Annotated in this window: 25 protein-coding genes and 1 tRNA gene; 9 read left to right on the top strand and 17 right to left on the bottom strand. The window is 47.9% G+C overall.

Translation table 11 applies throughout. The annotated features are described in order from the left end of the window. The first annotated feature begins 55 nt into the window (after nucleotides 1–55). Genes VK958_RS00540 through VK958_RS00530 form a run of 3 tightly spaced genes read left to right on the top strand, consistent with a single transcriptional unit; the run spans nucleotide 56 to nucleotide 2,622 of the window. A complete protein-coding gene (locus VK958_RS00540) occupies nucleotides 56–712 on the top strand; it encodes a protein-L-isoaspartate O-methyltransferase family protein (RefSeq protein WP_325238306.1) in 657 nt (218 codons plus the stop codon). A 13-nt stretch (nucleotides 713–725) separates the two neighbouring features. Then, a complete protein-coding gene (locus VK958_RS00535; RefSeq protein ID WP_325238305.1) occupies nucleotides 726–2,069 on the top strand; it encodes a TolC family outer membrane protein in 1,344 nt (447 codons plus the stop codon). 1 nt (nucleotide 2,070) lies between these two features. Beyond that, complete coding sequence (locus tag VK958_RS00530; RefSeq protein ID WP_325238304.1) at nucleotides 2,071–2,622, top strand: isochorismatase family protein; 552 nt, start codon at nucleotides 2,071–2,073, stop codon at nucleotides 2,620–2,622. A gap of 61 nt (nucleotides 2,623–2,683) precedes the next feature. Here VK958_RS00530 and VK958_RS00525 read toward each other — a convergent pair whose 3' ends face one another. The 6 genes from VK958_RS00525 to VK958_RS00500 all read right to left on the bottom strand — a co-directional run bounded on the left by VK958_RS00525 (nucleotide 2,684) and on the right by VK958_RS00500 (nucleotide 10,199). Beyond that, complete coding sequence (locus VK958_RS00525; RefSeq protein ID WP_325238303.1) at nucleotides 2,684–4,072, bottom strand: DUF2130 domain-containing protein; 1,389 nt, start codon at nucleotides 4,070–4,072, stop codon at nucleotides 2,684–2,686. A 2-nt stretch (nucleotides 4,073–4,074) separates the two neighbouring features. Beyond that, nucleotides 4,075–5,961, bottom strand: coding sequence for an ATP-dependent nuclease (locus tag VK958_RS00520; protein ID WP_325238302.1), 1,887 nt, complete (start codon nucleotides 5,959–5,961; stop codon nucleotides 4,075–4,077). Between the two features lie 50 nt (nucleotides 5,962–6,011). Next, complete coding sequence (locus tag VK958_RS00515; RefSeq protein WP_325238301.1) at nucleotides 6,012–6,236, bottom strand: hypothetical protein; 225 nt, start codon at nucleotides 6,234–6,236, stop codon at nucleotides 6,012–6,014. A 198-nt stretch (nucleotides 6,237–6,434) separates the two neighbouring features. Further along, nucleotides 6,435–8,555 carry a polyribonucleotide nucleotidyltransferase gene (pnp, locus tag VK958_RS00510; RefSeq protein ID WP_325238300.1) on the bottom strand — a complete coding sequence of 707 codons (2,121 nt, stop codon included), beginning with the start codon at nucleotides 8,553–8,555 and terminating at the stop codon, nucleotides 6,435–6,437. 301 nt (nucleotides 8,556–8,856) lie between these two features. Further along, a complete protein-coding gene (rpsO, locus tag VK958_RS00505; protein ID WP_055828993.1) occupies nucleotides 8,857–9,126 on the bottom strand; it encodes a 30S ribosomal protein S15 in 270 nt (89 codons plus the stop codon). 179 nt (nucleotides 9,127–9,305) lie between these two features. After that, nucleotides 9,306–10,199 (bottom strand): PfkB family carbohydrate kinase, encoded by an 894-nt coding sequence (locus VK958_RS00500; RefSeq protein WP_325238299.1) that lies wholly within the window; start codon nucleotides 10,197–10,199, stop codon nucleotides 9,306–9,308. A gap of 342 nt (nucleotides 10,200–10,541) precedes the next feature. Between VK958_RS00500 and VK958_RS00495 the strand changes: the two genes are divergently transcribed. The 3 genes from VK958_RS00495 (at nucleotide 10,542) to VK958_RS00485 (ending at nucleotide 11,236) form a co-directional block, all read left to right on the top strand. Continuing rightward, nucleotides 10,542–10,617, top strand: a tRNA-Phe gene (locus VK958_RS00495). Between the two features lie 41 nt (nucleotides 10,618–10,658). Then, nucleotides 10,659–10,976 carry a rhodanese-like domain-containing protein gene (locus tag VK958_RS00490; protein ID WP_325238298.1) on the top strand — a complete coding sequence of 106 codons (318 nt, stop codon included), beginning with the start codon at nucleotides 10,659–10,661 and terminating at the stop codon, nucleotides 10,974–10,976. A 26-nt stretch (nucleotides 10,977–11,002) separates the two neighbouring features. Beyond that, the gene (locus tag VK958_RS00485) at nucleotides 11,003–11,236 is read left to right on the top strand and encodes a sulfurtransferase TusA family protein (RefSeq protein WP_325238297.1); all 234 of its coding nucleotides are present in this window, start codon (nucleotides 11,003–11,005) and stop codon (nucleotides 11,234–11,236) included. Nucleotides 11,237–11,298: 62 nt separating this feature from the next. Here VK958_RS00485 and VK958_RS00480 read toward each other — a convergent pair whose 3' ends face one another. Together VK958_RS00480 and ilvA are read right to left on the bottom strand one after the other, a co-directional pair. After that, on the bottom strand, nucleotides 11,299–12,420 hold the full coding sequence (locus tag VK958_RS00480; RefSeq protein WP_325238296.1) for a YVTN family beta-propeller repeat protein: 1,122 nt from the start codon (nucleotides 12,418–12,420) through the stop codon (nucleotides 11,299–11,301). Between the two features lie 163 nt (nucleotides 12,421–12,583). Further along, nucleotides 12,584–14,095: a threonine ammonia-lyase, biosynthetic gene (gene ilvA, locus VK958_RS00475; RefSeq protein ID WP_325238295.1), complete on the bottom strand. Its 1,512-nt coding sequence runs from the start codon at nucleotides 14,093–14,095 to the stop codon at nucleotides 12,584–12,586. An 89-nt stretch (nucleotides 14,096–14,184) separates the two neighbouring features. Between ilvA and rpiA the strand changes: the two genes are divergently transcribed. Together rpiA and phoU are read left to right on the top strand one after the other, a co-directional pair. Then, nucleotides 14,185–14,853, top strand: coding sequence for a ribose-5-phosphate isomerase RpiA (rpiA, locus tag VK958_RS00470; protein WP_325238294.1), 669 nt, complete (start codon nucleotides 14,185–14,187; stop codon nucleotides 14,851–14,853). Between the two features lie 85 nt (nucleotides 14,854–14,938). Continuing rightward, complete coding sequence (gene phoU, locus VK958_RS00465) at nucleotides 14,939–15,643, top strand: phosphate signaling complex protein PhoU (RefSeq protein WP_325238293.1); 705 nt, start codon at nucleotides 14,939–14,941, stop codon at nucleotides 15,641–15,643. 51 nt (nucleotides 15,644–15,694) lie between these two features. Here the strand turns inward: phoU and VK958_RS00460 are convergent, their stop codons facing one another. Continuing rightward, nucleotides 15,695–15,967 (bottom strand): oxidative damage protection protein, encoded by a 273-nt coding sequence (locus VK958_RS00460; RefSeq protein WP_055829014.1) that lies wholly within the window; start codon nucleotides 15,965–15,967, stop codon nucleotides 15,695–15,697. A 76-nt stretch (nucleotides 15,968–16,043) separates the two neighbouring features. Here VK958_RS00460 and VK958_RS00455 point away from each other — a divergent pair, with 76 nt between their 5' ends. Beyond that, entirely contained in the window at nucleotides 16,044–16,439 is a 396-nt protein-coding gene (locus VK958_RS00455; protein ID WP_325238292.1) for a diacylglycerol kinase, read from the top strand. 71 nt (nucleotides 16,440–16,510) lie between these two features. On the opposite strand, the gene VK958_RS00450 is transcribed toward VK958_RS00455, so the two are convergent. The 8 genes from VK958_RS00450 to rimP form a co-directional block, all read right to left on the bottom strand. Then, nucleotides 16,511–18,550 carry a TonB-dependent receptor gene (locus VK958_RS00450; protein WP_325238291.1) on the bottom strand — a complete coding sequence of 680 codons (2,040 nt, stop codon included), beginning with the start codon at nucleotides 18,548–18,550 and terminating at the stop codon, nucleotides 16,511–16,513. A gap of 112 nt (nucleotides 18,551–18,662) precedes the next feature. Then, nucleotides 18,663–18,980: a DUF2946 family protein gene (locus tag VK958_RS00445; protein WP_325238290.1), complete on the bottom strand. Its 318-nt coding sequence runs from the start codon at nucleotides 18,978–18,980 to the stop codon at nucleotides 18,663–18,665. 59 nt (nucleotides 18,981–19,039) lie between these two features. After that, a complete protein-coding gene (locus VK958_RS00440) occupies nucleotides 19,040–20,068 on the bottom strand; it encodes a histone deacetylase family protein (protein WP_325238289.1) in 1,029 nt (342 codons plus the stop codon). 64 nt (nucleotides 20,069–20,132) lie between these two features. Next, complete coding sequence (gene truB / locus VK958_RS00435) at nucleotides 20,133–21,032, bottom strand: tRNA pseudouridine(55) synthase TruB (protein WP_325238288.1); 900 nt, start codon at nucleotides 21,030–21,032, stop codon at nucleotides 20,133–20,135. Nucleotides 21,033–21,038: 6 nt separating this feature from the next. After that, nucleotides 21,039–21,425, bottom strand: coding sequence for a 30S ribosome-binding factor RbfA (rbfA, locus tag VK958_RS00430; RefSeq protein WP_325238287.1), 387 nt, complete (start codon nucleotides 21,423–21,425; stop codon nucleotides 21,039–21,041). Further along, the gene (infB, locus tag VK958_RS00425; protein ID WP_325238286.1) at nucleotides 21,425–24,121 is read right to left on the bottom strand and encodes a translation initiation factor IF-2; all 2,697 of its coding nucleotides are present in this window, start codon (nucleotides 24,119–24,121) and stop codon (nucleotides 21,425–21,427) included. Before infB ends, rbfA begins: the two co-directional genes overlap by 1 nt. Before the next feature lie 111 nt (nucleotides 24,122–24,232). Then, nucleotides 24,233–25,699: a transcription termination factor NusA gene (nusA, locus tag VK958_RS00420; RefSeq protein ID WP_325238285.1), complete on the bottom strand. Its 1,467-nt coding sequence runs from the start codon at nucleotides 25,697–25,699 to the stop codon at nucleotides 24,233–24,235. A gap of 25 nt (nucleotides 25,700–25,724) precedes the next feature. Then, complete coding sequence (gene rimP / locus VK958_RS00415) at nucleotides 25,725–26,213, bottom strand: ribosome maturation factor RimP (RefSeq protein WP_325238284.1); 489 nt, start codon at nucleotides 26,211–26,213, stop codon at nucleotides 25,725–25,727. Nucleotides 26,214–26,327 lie beyond the last annotated feature (114 nt).

Below are 26,327 nucleotides of genomic sequence, written 5' to 3'. Positions count from 1 at the left end.
CGCCTTGCATTCTGCAAGCCAGATGGACATTGAACTTACACTTTAGGACTAGACCATGACAAACCAGGCAACCGCACGTTTTAACATGATTGAGCAACAGATCCGTACCTGGGAGGTGCTGGATCCCAAGGTATTGGCAACGTTAAACAGTATCCCGCGTGAAAACTTCGTGTCCGATGCCTACCGCGGACTGGCCTTTGCCGATATTGAAATTCCGTTAGCGCATGCGCAGCAGATGCTGAGCCCGAAAGTGGAAGGCCGTTTTTTGCAAGCGTTGCAACTGCAGCCAACCGATAAAGTATTACTCATTGGTGCCGGTAGCGGTTACCTGGCGGCGCTCATGGCACAACACAGTGCGAAAGTCACCGCGCTGGAAATCTTCCCTGATCTATGTCAACTGGCCAGCCAGAACCTGAGCAAACAGGGTATCCAGAATGTGCAGGTAGTAGAAGCGGATGGGCATAGCGGTTATGAATCACATGCCCCGTTTAACGCGATTGTGTTCACAGCCTCCAGCCCGGTTGAGCCTGAAGGTGTCCGTCGGCAGCTGAGCATTGGTGGCCGCATGCTGATCGTGCTTGGCAAAGCGCCAGTGATGCAGGCAACATTGATCCAGCGCCTGGCTGAGCATAGCTACAAACAGGACGTACTGTTTGAGACCAGCCTGTCAGAAATGCAGAATGCGCCACAAGCACAGGCATTTTCATTTTAGGTTACCGCCCACCATGCCCATTGCCAGGTTGATTTTTTGCTTGTTACTGCCGGGGTTCATCCTCACACAGCCAGCATCGGCGTCATCGCAAAGCCTGGTGGATATTTACCAGGAAGCCAAAGCCAATGACCCGGTACTTGCTTCTGCCGGTAGCGCCAACCAGGCTGCCCAGGAAATCATAGAGCAGGCCAAAGCCGGTTACCGGCCATCGGTCAACTTCCTGGCTGGGGCCAATGCCAATCGCACCGATTTAAAGATTGTTGGCAGTCCGGCACCCTTCCCTGGCGGGCGAAATAATTTTGAAGGCTACCAGGCGCAACTGCAAGCCAGACAACCCCTCTTCCGTAAAGAAAACCTGGAGCGCATAGACCAAAGCAAAGTACAGGTCAGCATCGCAGACAAGCAGTATCACCTTGCCCAGCAAGGGCTGATGTTACGCACCACGCAGGCTTACTTTGATATGTTGCTCGCGCAAGACCGCATCACCTTGATCGACGCGCAGAAAAAAGCCATTCAACGCCAGTTGCAGCAGGCAAACGCCAATTTTGAAGTAGGCACCGCCACCGTGACCGATGTCAACGAAGCGCAGGCGCGTTATGACCTGATTGCCGCGCAAGAACTTTCTGCGCTGAATGACATGGAAATTGCCAGACGCAGCCTGCAGGCAATTACCGGCAAACTACCGGAACAACTCGCCAGCGTTCGCGAAGATATCCAGGTCATACCCAACCTGAAAGCCATGCAGGAATGGCAGGACGTGACCAATGCCAGCAATCTGAATATCCAGATCCAGCAGGAAACCATACAGGTCAGTGAAAAAGACATTGAAATTGCCCGCGCCGGCCATTACCCGGCGGTAGATGCAGTGGCCAGCTACCAGGACAGTTACAGCAATGGTGGCCAGTATGGATTTGGCGGTGACCTGAAAAGCGCCAGCATCGGAGTCGAAGTCTCCATGCCCTTATATCAGGGCGGTGCAGTGACTTCGCGTGTGCGCCAGGCCGCTTTTAACCGGCAAAAAGCGCTGGATGACTTGCAGAATGCCTTACGCCAGGCAACCCTGGAAACCCAGCGTGCCTATTTGAATTTAAATACCAGCATCGCACAGGTAAAAGCTTTAGAACAAGCACTTAAAAGCAGCCAAAGCCAGATGGACTCCACGCAATTAGGTTATGAAGTCGGCATACGCACCAGCGTAGATGTGCTCAACGCGCAACAGCAATACTTCAGCGCCAACCGCGATTTATTGCAGGCGCGCTACAACTATCTCGTGAATATCATCCGCCTGAAAACCGCCAGTGGCATTGTGTCAGAAGCGGATTTGCAGGATATAGACCAGCAACTGGCAAGGAAATAGTATGAATACTATAGCAAGTACGGACGCCGTCTGGATGCTCGTCGATGTGCAAACACGCTTGTGCGCAGTCATGCAAAAAGACGCCATGTCCGCCGTGGTGAATAACATTCAACGACTGATCCAAGGCGCACAGCTCCTCAATATTCCACTTTGGGTGACTGAGCAATATCCGGACAAACTGGGTGAAACCTTACCGGAATTGCAGACACTATTACCAGAGTACACACCACGTTTCGCCAAGCTGGCTTTCTCCGCCTGGCATGAAGCAGCCTTGCAGGAATCCTCCGTCAGCGTAGCGCCACAAGTTGTACTGTTTGGCTTGGAAGCTCACATCTGTGTATTGCAAACTGCATTAGATGCACTGGCTTCCGGCAAGCAGGTATTTGTGGTTGAAGACGCTGTGATCTCACGCAATGAAGCCCATCGTTTAAATGCGTTGGCGAGATTACAGGCAGCTGGTTGCATCATTACCAATACTGAATCTGTGTTATTCGAGCCCATGCAAGGTGCAACGCATCCGCAATTCAAGGCTATCTCCGCGCTGATTCGCTAGTCGGATACACACGCTGAGATTAGGTCAGTTTATTTGGTATAAGGTACTGAAAAATGTTTTACTATGGCTTTAATTCTTCAAACTTTTCAGCCATAGTCGGATTATTTTTAGTCAACTTTTTAATAGTCACATCCTGTGCCTTGTCATTCGCTAAACGAAGGTTGCGGCTGGTACTGAGCAATGCATCTTTAGTTTTTTGCAAATGATCTATAGATTTATCAATCTCATCAATCGCTTTTTGAAAGTGATTTGACGCAAGTTCATAGTTACGAGAAAACGCGTTTTTAAAGGTCTCAAGCTCAGTTTCAAAATTGGTGATGTCTATATTTTGAGCTCTTACAGTAGCCAGCTCAGTTTTGTATTTCATCGAATTTAAAGCGGCATTACGTAAGAGCGTAATCATGGGAATAAAAAACTGCGGGCGTACCACATACATCTTAGGGTAACGATGAAACACATCAATGATACCGGTGTTGTATAACTCACTCTCAGGCTCTAATAGTGAAACCAGCACCGCATACTCACAACCTTTCTCGTTCCGATCTTTGTCCAGCTCTTTTAAAAAATCTTCGTTTTTGTTTTTAGTGGCAGTGGTGTCATTCTCATTTTTCATCTCAAACATAATAGAAACAATTTCGGTACCACCATCATCGTGGTCTTTAAAGATATAGTCGCCTTTACTGCCAGAACGCGCATCATTGTCTTTTTCAAAATAGGCTTTAGGGAAAGCAGTAGCGCGAATGCGATTAAACTCGGTTTCGCAGTGCTGCTCCAGTGTTTCACCGACCATTTTGGTTGAGAGCTTTGCCTTCAAGTCCTTCAAACGCTCAATAGCATCATCACGGTCTTTAATCTGGGTTTCATATCTATCTTTTAGCGATTGTTCAGCTAAGTTTTTTTCTAAGGCTGCGCGTACCAAACTTGCTTTAAGCTCATCGCGTTCTTTCTCCACCTGATTAACGGCTTGATTAATCGCCAGTTTCTTTTCCGTTTCAATCGCTTCAAGTTTTGCTTTTAAACCTTGGATTTCACTGTCTTTGGCTGAAGTTGTTTTTTGAATCTCATTCATAAGCTTTGCTTCTGCCAAATTAGCCATACTACTAACTTCTTGTTTTGTTTGAGCAAGCTGGTTCGCCAAAGTATCACGCTCTTTTTCAACCTGATTCAGAGCTTGAGTTATCGCTAATTGCCGAGCCACGGCTTCAGACTCTAGCTTGGCTTTAAGCTCTTTAATCTCACTATCTTTGGCTGCTGCAGTTTGTTGTAACTCACTGGTCAATTTGGTTTTAGCTAACTCGATTGCATTTTGCTTATCTTTTTCAGCCAACTCAAGGCGTTCGTGGAGCTGATGCTCAAAGTCACTATCGCGTACTTGTTTGAGAATGCCGGCGTAACCAGCCTCATCAATTTTGAAGGCTGTGTTGCAATGGGGACAGATAATTTCTTGCATATTCACCTTTCTAGTACTTTATTCAATATTTGTTTTAATAATTCTGGCGCATTACCTCCAGCTTTAAGTGTTGCTTGTCTATAAGCAGAATTATTCTTTTTTAATTCTATTCCAGCTTGATCCTCAAGCTCTTTACAAGATATCACCCATTCAGTCCAGTTCGTCTCTAGATAAGTCTCAAGGTTATCACCTAGCGTGGCTGATTTTTTTCCAATTTTATCGGAAGGAAAGTCAACTATATCTTCATGAAGATAAGCTAATAAAAGACGATTCTCTTTGATGATTTTTGCTCGTTCATTATTTATTACTTTTTCAGGCTGATTAAGTGCTAAAGCCCTATCTACATAACCTCCGTCACCATCAAATAGTGCGAAGGTTGGTATACCAATGCTAGTTAAAATTGCATGTGCTAAAGCTATTCCGCCCTTACAGCCAGCATCTATAACAGCAAGGCCATTTGACTCTAAAAAACCAATACTTTCTCTATCACCGACACCATGAAATACCGCCACTTCAGTAGTACCTTCAACCAAAAGCACACTCTCAGCAAATAATCCAACTGTGAGTCTTCCTGCAACAATTCCATCCAATTGACGATCGACCTGATTTGGAGGCACTATTTCCTTTAATTTCTCTTTTACTATCTCAACTGTCGAAAAGTTAACTGCCACATTCGTTTTACCTTCAGGGCCAGATTTTCTTGTTAGCCGTCTTACTTGATCAAAATATTTAGCCTCAATGAAATACTGACTATGAGTAGCATAGGTTACTTGAATTCTTTTCGACTCGTCTTCGGCAAGCGACCTTAAAACCTTTGCGAATGCTTGTGCTTGGATTGGATGTTGAAAAAGCTCGGGCTCTTCAATTGCAAGACATATAACGCCTTCAGTATCAGCGGCAGTTGATTGGGCCAGTAGTTGAAGTGCTGAAATTAGCAATGTTCTTTGAAAGCCATGCCCTTGACGATCTACAGCTGTCTCGGTATTACCATCTAAAATACCGACATTGAAAGTAGTCTTTGGCGCTTTTAATTCTATTTCAGCAGGTTCAACAGTAACTCTACGCCCGGGTGAGTAGATCGAAATTACATCATTAAGTTGATTAGTTAAAACATTAAGTTGTGCATTAAACGTTTCTTCATAAACTTGTTGCTGCTTTAGTTTTGACTCGGCGACTATTTCAGCAATTTTCGCATCTGCAGCTGTCCGATTAATTGATCTTTCAATTATCTTCCCAATGATGCTTGATTTACCATCCTGAGACTCCTCACTAGCTCTTAGATCTGCGGTAACAAGGACAAAGTCAAATAAGCCATTCATCTTGCCCCCACTATTAAACCCAAAAAAATTCGTCTCTAATACGTCAGGTGCATCACCAAGGAGTTCAACGTTTGCTGCCTCCCATGCAATCAAAGTTCCCAAGGCCGCATCTTGGCTTGTCCATGCTGGCAGTTTAAGTGAAGAATCAGCAGCTCTTAATTCGTTATATGCTGTTTTCTTATCACCTGCTGAACCTTTAGAGCGTATTTGATTAAACGGAGGATAACTTTTAGCGTTTGCCGACAAGACTTCAATACCTGCTGGATTTCTATACTTCAATGCTGTAAATGTTTCAACTCCAGTGGGCACATACTTTCCCAATGCCTCTTTATCTCTTGGGGTAAGTTCATTAAAAGTAACTCGTACTTCGATGTCTTCATCGACTGCTCCAAAAGAGCAATCATTTCCAGAAAGTGAACCTGACTTACCGTTAAAAAACCAATCTAGTGCTCTCAAAACTGTAGACTTACCTGCTCCATTAGGACCTATGAATGTAGTCACTTTATCGAACGGTATGGTCACATCCTTCAAAGTGCGGAAGTTTTTTATTCGCACTGACTTTATTTTCATAGCCCTTCACCCTCTTAATTTTTTTTATTTTGTAGATCATGATTAATGACTTAGCGTTTATATCCTTTTCTAACTGTAGAGTTTTTCATTATGTATGCGTTTAAACCATCTCCTGAGTCAGCAAGTCTTTTCATATTGGATAGGTGCTGTAAACCAATAATAGATGCCGGATATTCATATACTTCTCCAGATTCAAATTGAACCTGGATACTTGTATCAGTGTAGTCATATGCTATAACGCCAGAATCATTATTTATATCTTTATAGACTTTCATACAATGCCTCCTCGTCTTAAGTTGATGGCCTAATAAACCTTCAGAATAACCTACTGATTAATAAAACACTAATGTAGCCATCCGCCAGGTCATCTATATGGGAACTCGTGACGCGTCGCAGCGCGTGCTCTCTATATTTCATGGATGTAATGGTCATAAAAAAAGCCCGCTTGCGCGGGCTTTTTACTTCACTGCAAATTACTCAGCAGCCGGTGTTTCTTCTCTTGCTGGTGGATCAATCAGGGCTTTGATGCTTAAACGCACTTTACCTTTATCATCCAGTTCAACGACTTTCACTTTCACGATGTCGCCTTCTTTGAGGTAGTCGCCCACCGCTTTTACGCGTTCGTGGGCAATTTGTGAAATGTGAACCAGGCCATCTTTACCTGGCATCAAGGTCACTACTGCGCCGAAGTCAAGAATCTTGACTACCGGGCCTTCATAAACCTGTCCAATTTCTACTTCGGCAGTGATCTGTGCAATACGGCGTTGTGCTTCAGCACCTTCATCCGCATTAGTACAAGCGATTTTCACTGTACCGTCATCTTCGATGTCGATGCTGGTGTTGGTTTCTTTAGTCAGTGCCTGGATCACTGCGCCGCCTTTACCGATCACATCACGGATTTTGTCCGGATTGATTTTCATGCTGATGATGCGTGGAGCAAATTGTGACATCTCGCTGTTTACGCCGGATACTTCCTGTTTCATCAGACCCAGGATATGGGCGCGGCCTTCTTTAGCCTGTGCCAACGCCACTTGCATGATTTGTGCAGTGATGCCTGTGATTTTGATGTCCATTTGCAGTGCGGTGACGCCCTTGTCGGTACCCGCTACTTTAAAGTCCATGTCACCCAGATGATCTTCATCACCCAGGATGTCAGTCAGCACCGCTACGCGGTTACCTTCTTTGATGAGGCCCATGGCCACACCGGCCACATGCGCAGTCAATGGTACGCCAGCATCGAGTAAAGACAGGCAACCACCACAGACAGAAGCCATGGAGCTTGAACCGTTAGACTCAGTGATCTCTGACACTACACGCATGGTGTAATCAAAGTCTTCTTTCGCTGGCAATACTGCTTTCAATGCGCGCTTAGCCAGGTTGCCGTGACCGATTTCACGACGCTTAGGCGTACCTACACGGCCAGTTTCGCCGGTCGCATACGGAGGCATGTTGTAATGCAGCATGAAGCGGTCAGAGTATTCACCAGCCAAGGCATCGATGGTTTGCTCATCGCGGCCAGTACCCAATGTGGCCACCACCAGCGCTTGTGTTTCACCACGCGTGAATAATGCTGAGCCATGTGTACGTGGCAACACGCCAGTACGGATCACAATCGGACGCACGGTGCGTGTATCGCGGCCATCGATCCGTGGCTCGCCATTCAAGATCTGGCTACGCACGGTTTTCGCTTCCAGTTTAAAGAACTCGTCTTTAATGGTGTTGGCTTCTTCTGTTGAGGTTTCTTCTGTAATCAGCGTGCTCATGACGCGTGATTTGATTTCATCCAGTTTGGTAGAGCGTTCACCTTTGGATTTGATTTTAAAGGCAGCATTGATGTCATCAGCAGCAATCGCGGCTACTTTTTCAATCAGGGCAACATCCGGGGCTGGTGCTGTCCAGTCCCAGGCATCTTTACCTGCTTCAGCAGCCATCTCGTTGATAGCCGCAATCACAGGTTGCATTTGCTCGTGACCGAATACAACGGCACCCAGCATCACTTCTTCTGACAATTCTTTAGCTTCCGACTCCACCATCATCACGGCAGACTCAGTGGCACCCACCACCAGATCCAGCTCAGATTCTTTTAACTGGCTAGCTGTTGGGTTCAATACATATTCACCATTGATATAACCCACACGGGCGGCACCTAACGGGCCATAAAATGGGATACCAGACAATGCCAAAGCGGCTGAAGCACCGATCACTGCTGGGATATCTGAGTCAATCTCAGGATCCAGTGACAGTACAGTGGCCACTACTTGCACTTCGTTGTAAAACGCATCTGGGAACAGCGGGCGTAATGGACGATCGATCAAACGTGCAGTCAATGTTTCTTTTTCAGAAGGACGGCCTTCACGCTTAAAGAAACCACCTGGAATGCGGCCTGCCGCATAGGTTTTTTCCTGGTAATCCACTGTCAATGGAAAGAAGTCCTGGCCTTCTTTTACTGATCGTTTTGCGGTCACAGCCACCAACACCACGGTGTCACCATAACTTACAACCACGGCACCATCAGCCTGGCGCGAAATTTCCCCGGTTTCCAGGGTTAATGTATGCGCACCGAACTGGATGCTTTTTTTAGTAATTTCAAACATTGTTTTTCCTTTTCTACCATGGCTATTCACTACCTAATAGCCAATCTCAACAATAGAAACTTGGAATAAGCATTTATTCCGCGTTTCGCGATATGCGGTGACTTCTATCAATACGCTTTTTTATCAATATGCTTTTTGCAAACTAACAAAACATATTCACAGAAGCCACCCCGGTGGTGATTCATTCCCTTGAATTGATACATTTCGGGGATTTTTAAAAGCAAAAAAGCCGAGGCAATCACCATGCCATCGGCTTTTATTTCGTTAAAAGTGCGCTGTAATTTTCGCCACTTTAACCAAATTATTTACGCAGGTTCAGACGCTCAATCAATGTCTGATAACGGCTGACGTCTTTACCTTTTAGGTAGTCTAACAAGCTGCGACGTTGGCTAACCATTGCCAACAGACCACGACGTGAGTGGTTGTCTTTTTTGTTAGCTTTGAAATGCTCAGTCAGGTAGGTAATACGGTTAGTCAGCAAAGCAACCTGTACTTCCGGACTAGCCGTGTCGCCTGGACTGCGTTGGAATTCTTTGATAATTTTTGCGGATTGTTCTGCGGTAACAGCCATCTTTATTTTCCTAATTAGCGTCAATATCGCTGCAGCCAGACAACCTATTTGCCTTACCGCGTCGATAATCAATTTACTCGAACCGAGCATTATAGAGACAAAGGCTTACCTTGCAAAGAGATTTGTGTAAGTAAGTTTCTGTTTTTGCTAATTTTTTCAGAATTGGGCATGCACATCAGTTATGCATACTCTTTATAAAACGCGGCACTGTCAGGCACTGCGCCACGGACACCGCAAATAGCGGCAGCAAATTTGGCTGCATCCGCCAGCATGGTTTGCCTGGGCGCATTCGCCAACAGGCCGCGAATCACAATGGCAGTGTAGGCATCACCTGCACCAACGCTATCAACGAATGGGGCTTTTAATGGCACCGGTGCCTCGCGGAAACTGCTGCCATTTTCATCCAGCCAGAAGCTGCCTTGCTCGCCACAGGTCACAAACATCTCGCTTAACTCGAATGTTTCAAGCAACTGCCTGGCTTGTGCATGCAGGTCCGAAGCTCCCGGCAAACCAACCAGCTTGGAAACTTCCGGCAATTCCTCATGATTGATTTTCAGGACATTGGCTGCCTGCAAGGCTAGCGCTATGTTGGTTTTGTCATACCATGGCTCGCGCAGGTTAATATCGCAAAATACCATGGCGCTACGGCAGAGTGTTAACCATTGCCCGGCTACATTCTGCATGGGCGCGTGCCTTAAGGCGAGTGTGCCAAAATAAATCAACTCGGGTGAGTATTGCTCAGTCAACGCCTCAACCGGCAGCCAATCCAATGCATCATAAGCCTGATTATCCAGGATTTCGAAGCGATGCCCGTGTTGCTCGAAATGCACATGCACCTGCCCGGTGGGTAAAGTAGGGTGTTGCTGCACACCTTTGGTGGATAAGCCCTGGGTGTGCATTTCATCAAGTATCCGCTGCCCCAAAGCGTCTTCACCAACCGCCGTTAATAAATGTACATCCAGGCCAAAAGCATGGCAGTGACGGGCAACATTATATGGAGCACCGCCGATAATGGTCTGTTCGGGAAAAACATCTCCCAGTACTTCGCCTAAAATCATGACTGAATTTGACATACGTTTATCCTAATTTTTATTTGAGCAGCTTATATATTGCAGGGATGAAGCGACCTTAAACCACCTGAGCAGAACTCTGAAAAAGTGTGACCGCAATCAGAATCCATTGTTGCAATGAATCATTAATCACTTGCTGATTAAGATCGAAGAAGTTGAGACAAAGCTATTTTCAATAGATTTCATTCATCTAACCAGAACCTGCCCAGAACCTACAATTGCTTTAAACAGTGCTCAGCATAAGCATGCCAGCCATGTAAGTATTTTTTTATCTTTTGTGTGCATACACGAATAACTTTGCTATAATGCGCCTCTTGCAATTCGGGGCGATCTCGAATTGTTGTTGGCCAGATAGCTCAGTCGGTAGAGCAGAGGATTGAAAATCCTCGTGTCGGCAGTTCGATTCTGCCTCTGGCCACCACTTCTTTCATGCCTCCCGGCATATTATTCCTGGGTTTGTTGATGTCATTAAAACACTTAACACCGGATGAATTACACCCATTATTGAATGACCCATCGGTATTGCTGATCGATATCCGCAATGATCACGAGCTGGTCTCCGGCATATTACCTGGCGCGCTTCATGTGCCCCTTGGCAATCTCGCCACCGCCTTTGATCAATTGCCACAAGATAAAAAACTGGTATTTTATTGCCGCAGTGGCGTACGCTCAGTGTCAGCCGGTGAATTCGCCCTCGCGCAAGGGTGTGCTGACGTCTCTCACCTGGCAGGTGGCATATTGGCATGGGCTGGCGCCGGACTGCCGATTAAGCCTGCGTAGTTAAATATTCATTCCAGGATATTCAAATGTTAAGCGATAAAGAAGTGGATGCACGCAACCTGAATTGCCCTTTGCCTATCTTGCGCTGTAAAAAAGCCCTGAATGATTTAGGCCCGGCACAAGTGCTCAAGATCATGGCAACCGACCCTGGCTCAAAAAAAGATTTTGATGCTTTTTGCCGCCAGACCGGCCATACACTGCTTGAATTACAAGAGAACGAGGGCATCTTCACCTTCTGGATCAAAAAACGCACAGCATAACCAGTTCTGTCATAAAAAAGCCCGCAGCGATGCGGGCTTTTTTGTTTCTGGAAAGTATCCTGCTACTTGGCGTTTTCCAGGCTACCCATGGCTTTCGGGAAAGTCACCACACCCCAAGGCATGTTTTTAACCACGATTTGCTTGGTTACCTCAAGCTTTTCCGCATCGATCACCAGCACCGCATCCGACTTGCCGCATGCTAACAGAATGTCCTTGTTATTCGGTGTGAAGCTGAAATGCCAGCAACGGTTACCTGTCGGGACCTCTTTGATTTTCTCAAAGGTATTGGCGTCAAACACTTGCAGTAATTTAGCTTTGTTGGTCGCCACAAAAATACGTTCGCCTTTAGCATCGTAGGCAATACCATAGGGTGTTTCGGCCGTATCTACTGTGCGCACCACATTGAACTCTTTATCCAGCACCAGGAATTTATTACCGAACTCCAGTGTGGCCAGGTAAGTATTACCGTCTGGCGAAACCTTGATGCCGCGGGGGCGATCACCAAGCGAATGCGTTTGGACGGTTTTGATCAACTCACCGGTTTCGATGTTATGCACCGTCACGGTATTGTCAGCCTCGTTGGTGATGACCAGTTGCTTGCCATCCGCTGAAAATTCAATGCCTTCAGTTTCTGGCCCGCCGGTGATTTCACGTATTTTTTCACCTTTGGTTAAATCAACCACAGCGATTTTGGCCGGGACTTTCTCTTCATCATCATCGTCATCCTCTTCTTCACCCGGTTTAGGTGGTGGCCCGCCTTTAGAGCTCGGTTCGGAAGATACGAAAGCATAATTGCCGCTCACGCGCACAAACTCAGGGTTTTTGCCGACATTGATCTGCTGTAACACTTCACCGGTCGCAGTATCAATGACAGAAATACTTTCATTGTCTTTGGTCGCTACAATCAGCTTCTTGCCATCGTCCGTCACAGCCAGGCCGCGTGGGCCTTCCGCTTTGACATCGAACTGCTTGGCCACCTGCATGGTCACCAGGTCAATCACCTCTACACCAGCATCTTGCGTAGAAACGTACGCTACCGGGCCGGCGCTCAGATTGTCAGCGGCAGGCGCTGCGGCTGCTTCTGCCGCGGGCTCTTCCGGTTTGTTACAGGCAGCCACAGTGGCGACCAGGGCCAGCAACAGCAAACTGGTGCGCGTGCGACGCGCTAAGGGTGAGTTCAACATGCAATCTATCTCCTGATTATTATTTAAGTTTAATGACACCAGCAAAAATCATTCTCACCGATTAAAGCCAGTGTGAACACCGCTTTCATTCATATTACCATTTATCGCTATTCCGAAACGGCTGATAACAACCACCATGTTGGCTGCTATCAGCCGCCAACGCTTAGCCTAGGAATAACTGATACGCCGGATTATCACTTTCATTCCAGTAAGGATAGCCTAGCTGTTTTAGAAAATGCTCGAAAGCAGCCTTGTCTTGCTGCGGCACCTGCATGCCTACCAGCACACGGCCAAAATCCGCGCCATGGTTACGGTAATGAAACAAACTGATGTTCCAATTGTGACCCATAGATTCGAGAAAGTTCATCAATGCCCCGGGCTTTTCCGGAAACTCGAACCGGTAAACCACCTCATTCCTGGCTTGTGGCGCATGCCCACCCACCAGATGGCGCAAGTGCAGTTTAGCCATTTCGTTGCCAGTCAGGTCTAGAGCCTTCAGGCCGGCTGCCTCTAGGGCGCGGGTGATTTCGGCAGGTTCGTTTGGATTTTGTACCGACACGCCCACAAAAATATGTGCATCTTTTGAATCTGCGTAACGGTAATTGAATTCAGTGATGTTGCGGTTGCCCAGTAAACGGCAAAATGTTTTGAATGCGCCTGGCGTTTCGGGAATCGTCACCGCAAATACGGCTTCGCGGTGTTCACCTAACTCGGCCCGCTCTGCAATAAAACGCAGGCGGTCAAAGTTCATATTGGCACCTGAGGCAACTGCCACCAAAGTTTTACCTTGCAGGTGATGTTGTTCGGTATAGGCTTTTAACCCGGCCACAGCCAGTGCACCTGCTGGCTCCAGGATACTGCGCGTATCTTCAAATACGTCTTTAATGGCGGCACAAATCTCATCGTTATCCACCACGATCATCTCATCTACATATTGCTGCACCAGTGCAAAGGTGTGTTCTCCAACCTGCTTGACGGCTGCGCCATCGGCAAACAAACCCACCTGCTCCAGCATGATGCGCTTGCCGGTTTTAAGTGACTCGGTCATGGCTTCGGCATCTTGTGCTTCAACCCCGATGACCTTGATTTCAGGCCGCAATGCTTTGACATAAGCCGCAATCCCCGCCAGCAAACCGCCACCGCCAACGCAACAGAAAATCGCTTCGATAGGCTCAGGATGGTCCTGCAAAACTTCCATGGCGATGGTACCTTGCCCGGCAATCACATCCGGATCATCGTATGGGTGCACAAAGGTCAGGCCTTCGCTTTTTTCTACTTCGAGTGCATGCGCATAAGCGTCGGAATAGCTATCGCCGGACAACACCACTTCTGCGCCACGCGCACGCACCGCATTGATCTTGATTGCTGGCGTCGTGGTCGGCATCACGATCACGGCACGACAGCCTAGTTTTTGCGCGCTCAGGGCAACGCCTTGCGCATGGTTACCGGCACTGGCGCAAATCACGCCACGCGCAAGCGCTTCTTGCGAGAGATTGGCCATTTTGTTGTAGGCGCCGCGCAACTTGAATGAGAATACCGGCTGCATATCCTCGCGCTTGAGCAATACCTGGTTTTGCAAGCGGACACTCAGGTTTGGCATCATATCCAGCGGCGTGTGCCGGGCAACGGCGTAGACTTGGGAGTGTTCGATTTTTTCGCGATAGTCGGTGGTCATCAAATGCTTTAAGGTTTTAAAACCGCAAGGTTGCAGTGTATGATAGGGAATTGTTTGTATTATAAAGAATTAATCAAGGATTGAAGCAGATGGCATTGGATAAAGCACAACAAGACGCACTCAAACTGGAAGTAGCAAAAGCAGCGATTACCTATGTAAAAGATGGCATTATCGGTGTAGGTACAGGTTCAACCGCCAATTTTTTTATTGATGAATTAGCCAAGGTTAAACACAAAATTGAAGGGGCAGTTGCCAGTTCAGAAGCGACTGCAAAACGGTTGCGCGACCATGGCATTGAAGTATTTGATTTAAACAGTGTTGACAGCCTGGACATCTATGTCGATGGCGCTGATGAAATCACCGAACACCTGCATATGCTCAAAGGCGGCGGCGGCGCATTGACGCGTGAAAAAATCGTTGCGGCAGTGGCTAAATCTTTCATCTGTATCTGTGACGAAAGCAAGTTTGTACCAGTGCTGGGCAAATTTCCGTTGCCAGTTGAGGTATTGCCTATGGCACGCAGCCAGGTGGCGCGTGCACTGGTCAAACTCGGCGGCCAGCCAAAACTGCGTGACTTCACGACTGATAATGGCAACATTATTCTTGATGTACACGGCCTGACCATCAGCGACCCGATCGAACTGGAAACCAAAATCAATCAAATTGTAGGTGTAGTCACCAACGGCTTATTTGCGTCACGTCCAGCCAATGTTTTGCTGCTGGCGACGCCAAACGGTGTTAAAACCCTGACCAAATAATTGAAAACCACCCCGCCAACAACCATCATAAAGTTGTCATATTGTACTGGTAACCTAGCGGGCACAATAATTAGGAAATTACGTCATGCAATTTGAACACACCTCAAAACAATATGATGTTGAACTGGAATCGGTACGCGCCAAGGTTCTGGAAATGGGTGGGCTGGTTGAACAGCAAATTGTAAACGCGCTGGAATCACTGACGACCGCTGATGTTAATCTGGCTAAAGATGTGATGGCGCGTGACGCTCGCGTCAATGCGCTTGAAGTGCAAGTAGATGAAGATTGCAGCCATATCATTGCCCGCCGCCAGCCTGCGGCGCGCGACCTGCGCATGATTATGATGATGGTCAAAACCATTACCGATCTGGAGCGGATTGGTGACGAAGCCACCAAAATCGCCCGTACGGCACAGCGTATTTATGAACAAGACCGCATGTACAAACCTCGGTTCAACGAGATTAAATCCATGGTCGGCCTGGTACGTGAAATGTTGCGCACCTCACTGGATTCATTTGCGCGCCTGGATGTGAGCCAGACCGTTGAAGTCGCGAAACAGGACGAGCAGGTTGACGAGCAGTTCCGTGCGGCCATGCGTCAACTGATTACGTTTATGCTGGAAGATCCACGCACGATTTCCATGTCACTGGAAGTGCTATTCGTGGCAAAAGCAATTGAGCGTATCGGTGACCATGCAAAAAACATCTCAGAATACGTTGTGTATATGGTCAAAGGCAAAGATATCCGCCATACCAGCCTGGAAGACATTCAACGCGAAACCATGTCTTAATCATTAAAACAAAAAGCACTCCTTCGAGTGCTTTTTTTTATGCCCGGCTATTTAAGCACTGGGTGGAACATAACCTGTGGCCACATCCGCACCATCCCCGAAGAAATATTTTTCAGTTTGCTCAGCGAGATATTTCCTGGCACTGGCATCAGCCAGGCTCAGGCGGTTCTCGTTGACCAGCATGGTTTGCTGTTTCAGCCAACCTGCCCAGGCTTCCTTTGAAACATGCAGATAAATCTTTTTACCCAGCTCACCGGGATATGGCGGGAAATCCATGCCCTCCAGCTCTTTGCCCAGTTTCACGCATTGCACCATTCTTGCCATGTTAACCCTCATTACACTGCTAAAAGCGTTATCATAGCGCATGTTAAAATGTGATGTAGATTTTTAGAGAATATCCATGCAAAACAAACCCTCCGCATCACATGAAGAAAGCCCGTTTAAGGGCAAAACCGGCATCCGTCGCCTGGTGAACGCATTCGGTTATTCGATGGACGGATTCAAAGCCGCTTACCAGCATGAAGACGCCTTCCGGCAAGAGGTCTGGTTATCCCTGGTGCTGATTCCATTGGCGTTTTACCTCGAAGCAGAAGCCTTGCACCGCATCCTGATGGTGGGCAGCGTCATGCTGGTCATGATCGTAGAATTACTGAATTCTGCGGTCGAAGCCGTGGTTGACCGTGTCTCGATTGAGCGCCACGCGCTGGCCAAACGTGCCAAGGATATTGGCAGTGCCGCCGTTTTATTGGCACTGATTAATCTTGGTATCGTCTGGGGACTTATTTTATTTAGTTAGATGTTCATCCCAATAAAAAAGGGTTGGCAATCGCCAACCCTTTTTTATTGCATTGCCAACGCAGATAACTCTTAGAAATCAGCTCTCGCACCGATCAACACAGAGCGTGATCCCGCTGGGGAAATATCTTTGAGGAAAGAGGCATGCTCGCGAATTTCATCATTCAGCAGGTTATTCGCCTTGGCGAACAGCTCGACATGGTATTTTACCGGCAGCTTGTACGCCAGCAGCGCGCTTAAATTGGTATAGCCATCTGTTTTCAACTCGTTTTCAGAAACATCGTTTTGCTTGAACGCATGCAGCACGTCCATACGCGCATTCCAGTTACCTAAACGGTAATCCAGCCCACCGCCCAATCGTAAAGGCGAAATACGTGGCAAATACTCGTTATTGCGGGTGTCTTTGGCATGTACATAATCGCCACGCATTTTCAGTATCCACTCATCATTCAATGCAAACTTACCTTCAAGTTCCAGCCCTTTAAATAGCGCAGGCACAGCAGTGAAATTAGCAATCGCCTGACCAGTTCCAGGATCTGTCGCACCGGAATTCAACAAGCCAATAAAGTTCTGGAAACGGGTCGCATAAGCACCCAGCGTGATGCTGTGCCCATTCGCTTTCCACTTCAATTGCGCATCAATGCCGTTTGAAACCTCTTTATCCAGATTGGTATTACCCACTTCAAACTGGCCGGTCGCCACATGCTCGCCATTGGCATACAGTTCAAAATAGCTAGGCGCACGCTCATTGTGTGACAAATTTGCTGTCGCACTCCAGGCATCGTCAATGGTATACAGGCCTCCCAAGGCAAAACTATTCGGGTTGAACCGGTTGTTGAAAGCCTGCGTAAATATATTATCCGCACTGGAAGCCACCGATGTTTCTGCGACGCGCCCACCAAAAGTGATTTTATGCCTGTCAATCGGCAATTCTTCGTATACATATAGCGCCTGCGTCTGGGTCACAACGCTAGGCACAAATGCCTCTTCGCCTAAGGCTTGGAAGCGAGTGTTCTGAAACTGGTAGCCAACCACGCCATTGACGCTGGCCCAGGGAATATGGGTCGCTTCCAGGCTGCCTTCCATGCCACGGTTTTTAAAAGTCGTACCGACTTCACCACCTTCCAATTCAACGTGCTGGTAATCGGTGTGCGCCATGCGTAACTTCAACTTCTGGATAGGGCCGCGTAGCTCCCTGACTTCACCCGCCAGTTCCCAGCGCTGCTGCTCCATATCAATACGTACATCGTCCTCTGCCACAACACCATAATTGTTATTCAAACTTGAGTAGGAAACTCCCAGGTAACCAGTGTCAAAGGTCCAGGCCGCGCCCAGCGCTCCACCATTCGATAAGGCACTACTGTTGTTCAACTTTCCGTTGCCTTTGCTATCGCGGGCCGTACCATCTGCCAGGCTTTTACGCTTTGAGACTGCATAGCCAGGAATATCCAGATTACTGGTTTCACGTGAATAGACGTCGGCATGGATCGCAAACGTACCGTTACCGACATCGACTACTGCAGCGCCATTACGCGCATTATCCGGTCCGCCAAAGCGTGCTTCTCCACGTCCTGTCATGCCATTTAAAGACTCTTTTGGAATGCGGTGATCAATCGCATTCACGACACCACCCACTGCGCTACCGCCATATAGCAATGCTGCAGGCCCACGCACCACATCGACTTGCTCGATAATGAGAGGATCAATCGCAACCGCGTGATCAAAACTAAGCGAACCGGCATCCAGGATGCCGACACCGTTTTGCATGATACGCACGCGTTCGCCATCCAGGCCACGGATAATCGGGCGCGAAGCATTAGGGCCAAACTGCGTGGCGGTGACCCCAGGAATACCATTCAAAGTTTCACCCAAGGTGCCTTCGCGACGTAAGCTTAATTCACGTCCACCAAGCACAGACACCGGCACTACCATATCATCTGAACCTACACCTAGGGGATTACCCGTGATAGGCACATTATCCAGATCCAGTGTATGGCTATGCTCTTCGGCATGCAATGTTGAAACAGGAAAGGCTAACACGGTTGTTAATGCCAGCCACACCGGGCTTAGTTGTAAATTTGGAGCACGTGCGATGTGCTTTGCGATATTCATGATCACTCTTTCTCAACAATTAATCGTCCTGCAATGAAGACAACCGCACAGACTGCGGCTGCCAGATCAACAGGCAAGGATTCAGGTGCGCTCTAGGCGCATTCAATGGTAATTAAAGCTGAGAAAAAGAAGGGGGAGCGCGTGCAGCATAGATCCTGGTAAAGGATTGCACTGAGGTGGATGTGATTAAAATGTAGTCGGGTTTATCACCCGCAATGGCAGGGAGAACAAAGGCCGTTGAAGGCATGCCGCCCGCAATCACAGATAAGCCAAGACATAATGTACAAGGCTCACCACCGGCATGCTGGTGATCAGATTGTGATTGGTTGCTGAGATCGTTTAAGTGGCTAATTTCATGTGCAGCGATGCCAATTTGCGTGAACGCAAACAGCATGGAAATTAGCACATAGGTATAAAACCGCTTTAACATGTTGAATATATTAACATATCTCACAACGCTTTATATGCAATTTTGTTGCAAAATTATGCCTACTGACCTATGAGTACCTCTAGTATCGCTTCAACAGCGTTTGAATTATTTTCTGGCACATAGCCGCCTTCCAACACCCAGACTGTCCTGCCCTGCGCATATAGATTCGCCAGCTTCACCACCTGTTGCGCGATGGAAGCATAACCTGCGTCTGTATAGCGCAATCCACCCAGCAGGTCATTCTGGTGTGCATCCAGGCCTGCCGAGACTAAAATTAGTTCAGGGCGGAAACGTTGCATGGCAGGTTCCAGTTGTGAGGCAAGCGCTTTTAAAATGATGGCCTCATCACTGCCGAAAGGCACATCCACATTCATCGTATAGCCAGCACCTTTACCATGCCCTTTTTCCGCAGGCCTGCCAGATCCGGGATACAGCGGATGCTGGTGCGCGCTGAAATAAAACACACTGTCATCCTGGTCAAAGATATCTTGCGTACCGTTACCATGATGAACGTCGATATCCATGATTAACACCCTCTGTACACCATATTTCTTCTGCGCATAACGCGCCGCCACCGCCACGTGATTATAAATACAAAAACCCATGCCACGATCAGCGGTCGCGTGATGTCCAGGCGGCCTGGCCAGCGCAAAAGCACTTTTGGTATTGTGTTGCATGACTGCATCTATCCCAGCCATTGCTGCACCGCTAGCCAGTTTGGCCACTTCAATTGATTTTTTCGAGATAACAGTGTCGCCGGTACTTAACGTCAGATAAGGTCGAGTGGTAGTCAGTTGTTGCTGCTCGGCATCGAGTAAATCAAGATAAGTGTCCTGATGCACCGCACGTAAATTTTCTCGGGTAGCCGCAGAAAACGACGGCCAACGTAAGTGTGCGCTTAGGGTTTTATGTTGTCTGAGATGCTGGACGATATAGCCAAGCCGATCTGGCTTTTCCGGGTGGCCGGCACCGGCATCATGCAACAGGAAACGCTCATCGTATAATACAGTCGCCGATGAAGCCCGGGCTTCGATAGGTAAAATGGATAACAACAGCAGACTGATAAAATAATGACGAAGGATATGCATGCTGCTCTCCTCAAGCTTCATTCGATGCTACATACCAGGCACCTATAAATCAGGCTAGGCAGCGCTACAAATTAACGACGCGTTTGGGTGCGACTCTTCCGTTTTCAAGTTGCACACCGAGGCCTAAAAACAGGCCCGCTTCACTGTAAACCCGCACATCACCATCTGGAATATGTCCCGGCAACCACACCGGATTGCCCTGTTTGAAATAATACGCCGCATCTGGATGCAGCTCTACTTTTGGCAAGGCGCTAATCGCGGTATCTACCGGTAGTAAGAGCGCATCGCGCGCTTCCATCGTCATCGCTTCCAAACCCTCAAGCGTCACCGTATGCACTATCTGGTAAGTCGCTGTGGCCGTTCTGCGCAAATCAATCAGGTGTGCGCCGACATTCAGTGCCTTGCCAATATCTTCCGCGAGCGTGCGGATATAAGTGCCCTTACTGCAAGTGACTTCAATGTTCGCAATATTATCCTGGCAATCCAGCAGTTGCATGGCATAAATAGTCACTTGGCGTGGCTTGCGCTCGAGCTCGATTCCTTCCCTGGCATAAGCATACAAAGGCTTACCTTCAACCTTAAGGGCAGAATACATAGGTGGGATTTGGGTAATCTCACCCGTCAATACAGGAAGTACTTCTTCAATGTCTTTTGACTGGACATTGCAGGCAACCACCTGCAAAACATCACCCTCTTTGTCGCCTGTCGAGGTCGTGACGCCAAACTTCACTGTGGCTATGTAGGTTTTATTTTCGTCGGTCAGGTGCTGTGCAAACTTGGTCGCTTCACCAAGACAAATAGGTAACACCCCAGTCGCCAGCGGGTCTAGCGTGCCGGTATGACCGGCTTTTTGTGCCTGGTAAAGCCATTTAACTTTTTGCAGTGCCTGGTTGGATGAGTAACCATGCGGCTTATCAAGCAGTAACACGCCGTGAACGGCGCGTTTGATGCGTTTGGTTTGCATAGAAAATTAGTCTTGCGAGGGGGTATCGGGTGTCGCTTGTTCGGGTACCGATGGCTCGGATACCGCCTGATCAATCAGCTTATCCATATGCATACCACGGTCTATGGAATCATCATAGACAAAATGCAGTTGCGGCATCGTGCGCAGCATCATGCGCTTGCCCAGTTGCGAGCGTAAGAAACCGGCGGCCTTTTCAAGACCTTCCTGCAAGCCTTTACTGCTTTTGGATGCGGTGTAGAACACTTTTGCGTGTGCCATATCGCCAGCGACCTCAACATCAGTCAAGGTCACCATTTGCACACGTGGGTCTTTAACCTCAAACATGAGCAAATCCGCCAGTTCACGGCGAATTTGCTCAGAGACACGGTCGTTACGGGAAAATGCCTTTGCCATTAGAGCGTACGTGCCACTTCAACGACTTCATAAATTTCCAGCGTATCGCCCACTTCGATCTCATTGTAGTTTTTAAGTGACAGACCACATTCAAGGTTGTTTTTCACTTCCTTCACATCGTCTTTAAAGCGTTTCAGCGAATCCAGCTCACCGGTATGAATAATCACATTGTTACGCAACAGGCGGACCTTAGCATTCCGTTTAACCACGCCATCCTGTACATAACAACCAGCCACAGCGCCAACTTTAGAAATACGATACACTTCGCGGATTTCCACGGTACCGATCATTTGCTCTTTCTGCTCTGGTGCCAGCATGCCACCCAAAGCGGCTTTGATTTCGTCTACGGCTTCATAAATAATGTTGTAGTAACGTAAATCAACACCCAAGGTTTCGACCAGCTTGCGTGCGCCTGTATCGGCACGCACGTTAAAGCCAATCAACACGGCTTTAGACGCAGCTGCCAGGTTGACATCAGACTCACTGATCGCACCCACAGCGGTGTGAATAATATTGACGCGCACTTCGCTGGTAGACAGTTTTTGCAAGCTGGTCGTCAATGCTTCGAAAGAGCCCTGAACATCTGATTTAACAATCAGGTTCAATGTCTGCACTGCGCCTTCACCCATATTTTCAAAAATATTTTCCAACTTGGCTGCATGCTGTTTGGCCAGTTTCACATCACGGAACTTGCCTTGACGGAATAGGGCAATTTCACGCGCCTTGCGTTCGTCATTCAATACAATGGTTTCTTCACCAGCACTTGGCACGTCTGATAAGCCTAACACTTCTACCGGGATAGAAGGACCAGCCTCTTTAATGTCATTGCCGTTCTCATCCAGCATGGCGCGTACACGTCCATAAGCCGTGCCTGCCAACAACATATCGCCGCGGCGTAATATGCCGGATTGCACGAGTACGGTTGTGACTGGACCACGGCCTTTATCCAGGCGACCTTCAATAACCAGGCCGGTGGCTGGCGTATTTTGTGGTGCCATTAATTCAAGCACTTCCGCCTGCAATAACACTGCTTCTAACAGCTCATCAATGCCTTTACCTGTTTTAGCAGACACTTCACGGAACATGGCTTCACCACCATATTCTTCCGGCACTACCTCATGGGTAATCAGTTCATTCTTAACACGATCAGGCTGTGCTTCCGGTTTATCCACCTTGTTGATCGCCACCACGATAGGCACGTTACCAGCTTTGGCGTGGTGAATCGCTTCAATCGTTTGCGGCATCACGCCATCGTCAGCAGAAACTACCAGAATCACGATATCAGTGGCCTTGGCGCCACGTGCACGCATGGCAGTAAATGCTTCATGGCCCGGAGTATCCAGGAAAGTCACCATACCACGTGGTGTTTCTACATGGTAAGCACCAATATGCTGGGTAATACCGCCAGCCTCGCCAGAAGCCACACGGCTACGGCGGATATAATCCAGCAATGATGTTTTACCATGGTCAACGTGACCCATGACTGTCACAACCGGCGGACGCGCTTGCAACACGGCTTCCGTCATGTCAGTCTCTTCCAGGAAGCTTTCAGGATCATTGGCGGCAGCGGCCACGGCTTTATGTCCCATCTCTTCTACCAGAATGATGGCAGTGTCTTGATCCAGTACCTGGTTGATGGTGACCATCATGCCCATTTTCATCAAGGCCTTGATCACTTCAGCCGCTTTTACTGACATTTTGTGTGCCAGGTCAGCCACTGAAATGGTTTCAGGGATCATCACTTCTTTGATGACGGGTTCTGTCGGTGCATTAAATGCATGCTGGTCATCTTTATTTGATTTGTGATGCTTGCCTTTAGGTGTTCGCCATCCTTGAGAGGCACCACCCGCGGCATCACCACGGGTTTTAATGCCGCGTTTTTTATTTTCGTTATCGTTCCAGTCACGGTTACCGGGTTTGCTCTTTTTATCTTTGCTTTCCGCTGGTTTGTCAGTGACTTTGTTCGCTGGCTTGTGCAACGTCCCTTCAGATAATTTAGTAGGGGCTGGTTTGTTTTTGGCCGCTTCAGCATCGGCTTGGCGCTTGGCCTCTTCTTCAGCGCGACGTTGTGTCAATGCCTGTTTGCGTTGTACATCCTCAGCTTGCAGCGCTAATAATTTAGCATGACGCACCGCTTCATTCTCGCGCAAAGCAATCTCTTGCACAGACAACACGGCTGCTTTGGATTTGGTTGGGGCGGCGACTGGTGCTTCTGCTTCAGGCGCAGGGTCAGCTTCTTCTACAACAGGATCAAGCTCAGGTTCCGGCTCAACTTCTACAACTGGGACTTCGGCTTCCGGTTGAGCGACAATCTCTGGCACTTCTTCAAGCAACTCAGGCTCTACAATACTTGGCTCTTCAACTGCTGCTTCTGCCGGAGATTCATATGCAAGCTCTTCCGGACGTTCTAGTACACGTTTTTTGCGCACCTCTACCTGGATGGTGCGTGCTTTGCCCGAACTATCCGTTTTCTTGATTTCGGTATTTTGCTTGCGCATCAGCGTGATTTTATTTTTCGGCGCATTGGCGGCGCCATGCTCTTTACGCAAGTAATCCAGCAGCGCAGCCTTGTCACCTTCTTCCAAAAAATCATCCACAGACGTTTTATTAACGCCTGCGCCTTTCAGTTGCTCGATGAGCAGGGTCGTTGGAAGACCTAGCTCTGCGGCAAATTGTGCGACGGTTGAAAGTGCCATGTACTGCTCCAGTTCAATTACTCTATATTCTAATTTAAGGTGTACGCATGATTCTTGCCTGGCGGGTTACAAGAAACCGCTAATTTCTTAAACTCAGGTTACAAACCCAGGCTATTTAAACCAGGGAGCGCGCGCTGTCATAATCAATGACTTGGCACGTTCATCATCTATACCGGTTAACTCAACCAGTTCATCCACTGCAAGCTCAGCTAAATCTTCACTTGAATGAATGTTGTTTGCGGACAGTTTGTGCGCAGTGTCGGCATCCATGCCTTCCAGCGTCATCAAATCATGCGTGTCTTCTTCAACTTTCTCTTCTTTGGCAATCGCCTCGGTCAGTAAAGCAGCACGCGCACGTGAACGTAATTCATTCACGGTATCTTCATCAAATGCGTCGATTTCCGCCATTTCTGCAATCGGCACATACGCAATTTCTTCCAGCGTACTAAAGCCTTCTTGTACCAGAATGTCAGCGACTTCTTCATCCACATCTAGCTTCTCAATAAACAACTGGCTGATTTTCGCGTATTCGTCCTGATTTTTCTGTGCAGCGGCTTCTTCGGTCAGGATATTCAAGCTCCAGCCGGTTAGTTCTGAAGCCAGGCGTACGTTTTGACCATTACGGCCAATCGCCACTGCCAATTGCTCTTCGCTTACAACAACATCCATGCTGTGTGCATCTTCATCAACCACGATGGAGCTCACTTCAGCAGGCGCCAATGCGTTGATTACAAACTGCGCCGGATCCATGCTCCACAACACAATATCCACACGCTCGCCGCCAAGTTCAGAGGTCACTGCCTGTACGCGTGAACCACGCATACCCACACAAGTGCCCACTGGATCCAAGCGCTGGTCATTGGTTTTTACCGCAATTTTGGAACGCAGGCCTGGATCACGGGCTGCTGAACGAATCTCCAGCAAACCCTCTTCAATTTCAGGCACTTCAAGTTCAAACAAACGCTTGAGGAAATCAGGCGCGATACGCGACAAAATCAATTGCGGGCCACGGCCACCACGGTCTACGCGTGACAAATATGCACGTACGCGATCACCAACGCGGAGGTTTTCTTTCTGGATCATTGCCTCTCGTGGTAACAGGCATTCAATACGGCCTACCTCGATAATCGCATTGCCTTTTTCCATGCGCTTAATCACACCCGTCACCAGGCTTTCACCTCGGCCTAAAAAGTCCTGGATCATTTGCTCACGTTCAGCTTCGCGGACTTTCTGCAGAATCACTTGCTTGGCTGCTTGTGCGCCAATACGGCCAAAAGAAATAGATTCTAATGGCTCTTCGTAATAATCGCCAATCTGGCGGCCTTCGGCGCGTTGATCCTCCTCGTCAAACTGGTAGGTAGAACTTTCCAGTAAGTCGTATTCCACATATTGCCAGCGTCTGAACGTTTTATAGTCTCCACTCTCGCGGTCAATCTCGACACGAATATCAGCACCTTCTTCATGGTTCTTCTTAGTTGCCGAAGCCAATGCCAGCTCCAATGCCGTAAAAATCACTTCTTTACTGACATTCTTCTCATGTGCCAGAGCATCTACCAACAACAATATTTCACGACTCATCGCAATCTCCAACGCACCGTACGAATTAATCAAAAACCGGGCTCAACCGAGCCTTATCTATATTATCCAGCGAAAAGCTGTACATCCAGCCATCGCACTCAATCTTTACTTTGCCCTCTTCAACGCCTTGCAGAACACCTAAAAAGGTTTTTCTAGGTAAAGTCGTTGCAGTAGCTTTAGGACCATCATCCTTAATACCTATGCGCAATTTAACTAATGCGCGCTCGCCGACAAAGCGAATAAAATCATTTTCTTTACGCAACACACGATCCAGACCGGCGGAAGAAACTTCCAGCCGGTCATAATCAATATCCAGCTCAACTGTTAACACATTGCCTAACTGATTACTTACCAATACACAATCATCGATGTTAACGCTGTCTTTAATATCTTTAGGCGTCAGCTTGTCGATAAACACGCGTAATAATTTACCGCGGCTGGCTACTTCAAAGTCAACCAACTCATACCCCAACTGGGTAACCGTCTTTTCAACAACCGAATGCAAATCTTGCATAACGAGCCTTAATTCCCAAACATATCGACCAGAAACGAAAAATGGGCGCAAAGCCCATCAATCCGAAGCATTATACCAAAATTCCTTTTAAATTTAAAGCCATACTTGATGCAC

This window comes from Methylophilus sp. (assembly GCF_035460085.1).
In the GTDB taxonomy this organism is placed as follows: domain Bacteria; phylum Pseudomonadota; class Gammaproteobacteria; order Burkholderiales; family Methylophilaceae; genus Methylophilus.
This window is presented reverse-complemented; position numbering and strand designations above follow the sequence as displayed.

Excerpts from the sequence above, each read along its gene's own strand:
- VK958_RS00540 (WP_325238306.1), top strand. The coding sequence starts at position 56 with ATGACAAACCAGGCAACCGCACGTTTTAACATGATTGAGCAACAGATC.
- VK958_RS00535 (WP_325238305.1), top strand. The coding sequence starts at position 726 with ATGCCCATTGCCAGGTTGATTTTTTGCTTGTTACTGCCGGGGTTCATC.
- VK958_RS00530 (WP_325238304.1), top strand. The coding sequence starts at position 2,071 with ATGAATACTATAGCAAGTACGGACGCCGTCTGGATGCTCGTCGATGTG.
- VK958_RS00525 (WP_325238303.1), bottom strand. The coding sequence starts at position 4,072 with ATGCAAGAAATTATCTGTCCCCATTGCAACACAGCCTTCAAAATTGAT.
- VK958_RS00520 (WP_325238302.1), bottom strand. The coding sequence starts at position 5,961 with ATGAAAATAAAGTCAGTGCGAATAAAAAACTTCCGCACTTTGAAGGAT.
- VK958_RS00515 (WP_325238301.1), bottom strand. The coding sequence starts at position 6,236 with ATGAAAGTCTATAAAGATATAAATAATGATTCTGGCGTTATAGCATAT.
- pnp (WP_325238300.1), bottom strand. The coding sequence starts at position 8,555 with ATGTTTGAAATTACTAAAAAAAGCATCCAGTTCGGTGCGCATACATTA.
- rpsO (WP_055828993.1), bottom strand. The coding sequence starts at position 9,126 with ATGGCTGTTACCGCAGAACAATCCGCAAAAATTATCAAAGAATTCCAA.
- VK958_RS00500 (WP_325238299.1), bottom strand. The coding sequence starts at position 10,199 with ATGTCAAATTCAGTCATGATTTTAGGCGAAGTACTGGGAGATGTTTTT.
- VK958_RS00490 (WP_325238298.1), top strand. The coding sequence starts at position 10,659 with ATGTCATTAAAACACTTAACACCGGATGAATTACACCCATTATTGAAT.
- VK958_RS00485 (WP_325238297.1), top strand. The coding sequence starts at position 11,003 with ATGTTAAGCGATAAAGAAGTGGATGCACGCAACCTGAATTGCCCTTTG.
- VK958_RS00480 (WP_325238296.1), bottom strand. The coding sequence starts at position 12,420 with ATGTTGAACTCACCCTTAGCGCGTCGCACGCGCACCAGTTTGCTGTTG.
- ilvA (WP_325238295.1), bottom strand. The coding sequence starts at position 14,095 with ATGACCACCGACTATCGCGAAAAAATCGAACACTCCCAAGTCTACGCC.
- rpiA (WP_325238294.1), top strand. The coding sequence starts at position 14,185 with ATGGCATTGGATAAAGCACAACAAGACGCACTCAAACTGGAAGTAGCA.
- phoU (WP_325238293.1), top strand. The coding sequence starts at position 14,939 with ATGCAATTTGAACACACCTCAAAACAATATGATGTTGAACTGGAATCG.
- VK958_RS00460 (WP_055829014.1), bottom strand. The coding sequence starts at position 15,967 with ATGGCAAGAATGGTGCAATGCGTGAAACTGGGCAAAGAGCTGGAGGGC.
- VK958_RS00455 (WP_325238292.1), top strand. The coding sequence starts at position 16,044 with ATGCAAAACAAACCCTCCGCATCACATGAAGAAAGCCCGTTTAAGGGC.
- VK958_RS00450 (WP_325238291.1), bottom strand. The coding sequence starts at position 18,550 with ATGAATATCGCAAAGCACATCGCACGTGCTCCAAATTTACAACTAAGC.
- VK958_RS00445 (WP_325238290.1), bottom strand. The coding sequence starts at position 18,980 with ATGTTAAAGCGGTTTTATACCTATGTGCTAATTTCCATGCTGTTTGCG.
- VK958_RS00440 (WP_325238289.1), bottom strand. The coding sequence starts at position 20,068 with ATGCATATCCTTCGTCATTATTTTATCAGTCTGCTGTTGTTATCCATT.
- truB (WP_325238288.1), bottom strand. The coding sequence starts at position 21,032 with ATGCAAACCAAACGCATCAAACGCGCCGTTCACGGCGTGTTACTGCTT.
- rbfA (WP_325238287.1), bottom strand. The coding sequence starts at position 21,425 with ATGGCAAAGGCATTTTCCCGTAACGACCGTGTCTCTGAGCAAATTCGC.
- infB (WP_325238286.1), bottom strand. The coding sequence starts at position 24,121 with ATGGCACTTTCAACCGTCGCACAATTTGCCGCAGAGCTAGGTCTTCCA.
- nusA (WP_325238285.1), bottom strand. The coding sequence starts at position 25,699 with ATGAGTCGTGAAATATTGTTGTTGGTAGATGCTCTGGCACATGAGAAG.
- rimP (WP_325238284.1), bottom strand. The coding sequence starts at position 26,213 with ATGCAAGATTTGCATTCGGTTGTTGAAAAGACGGTTACCCAGTTGGGG.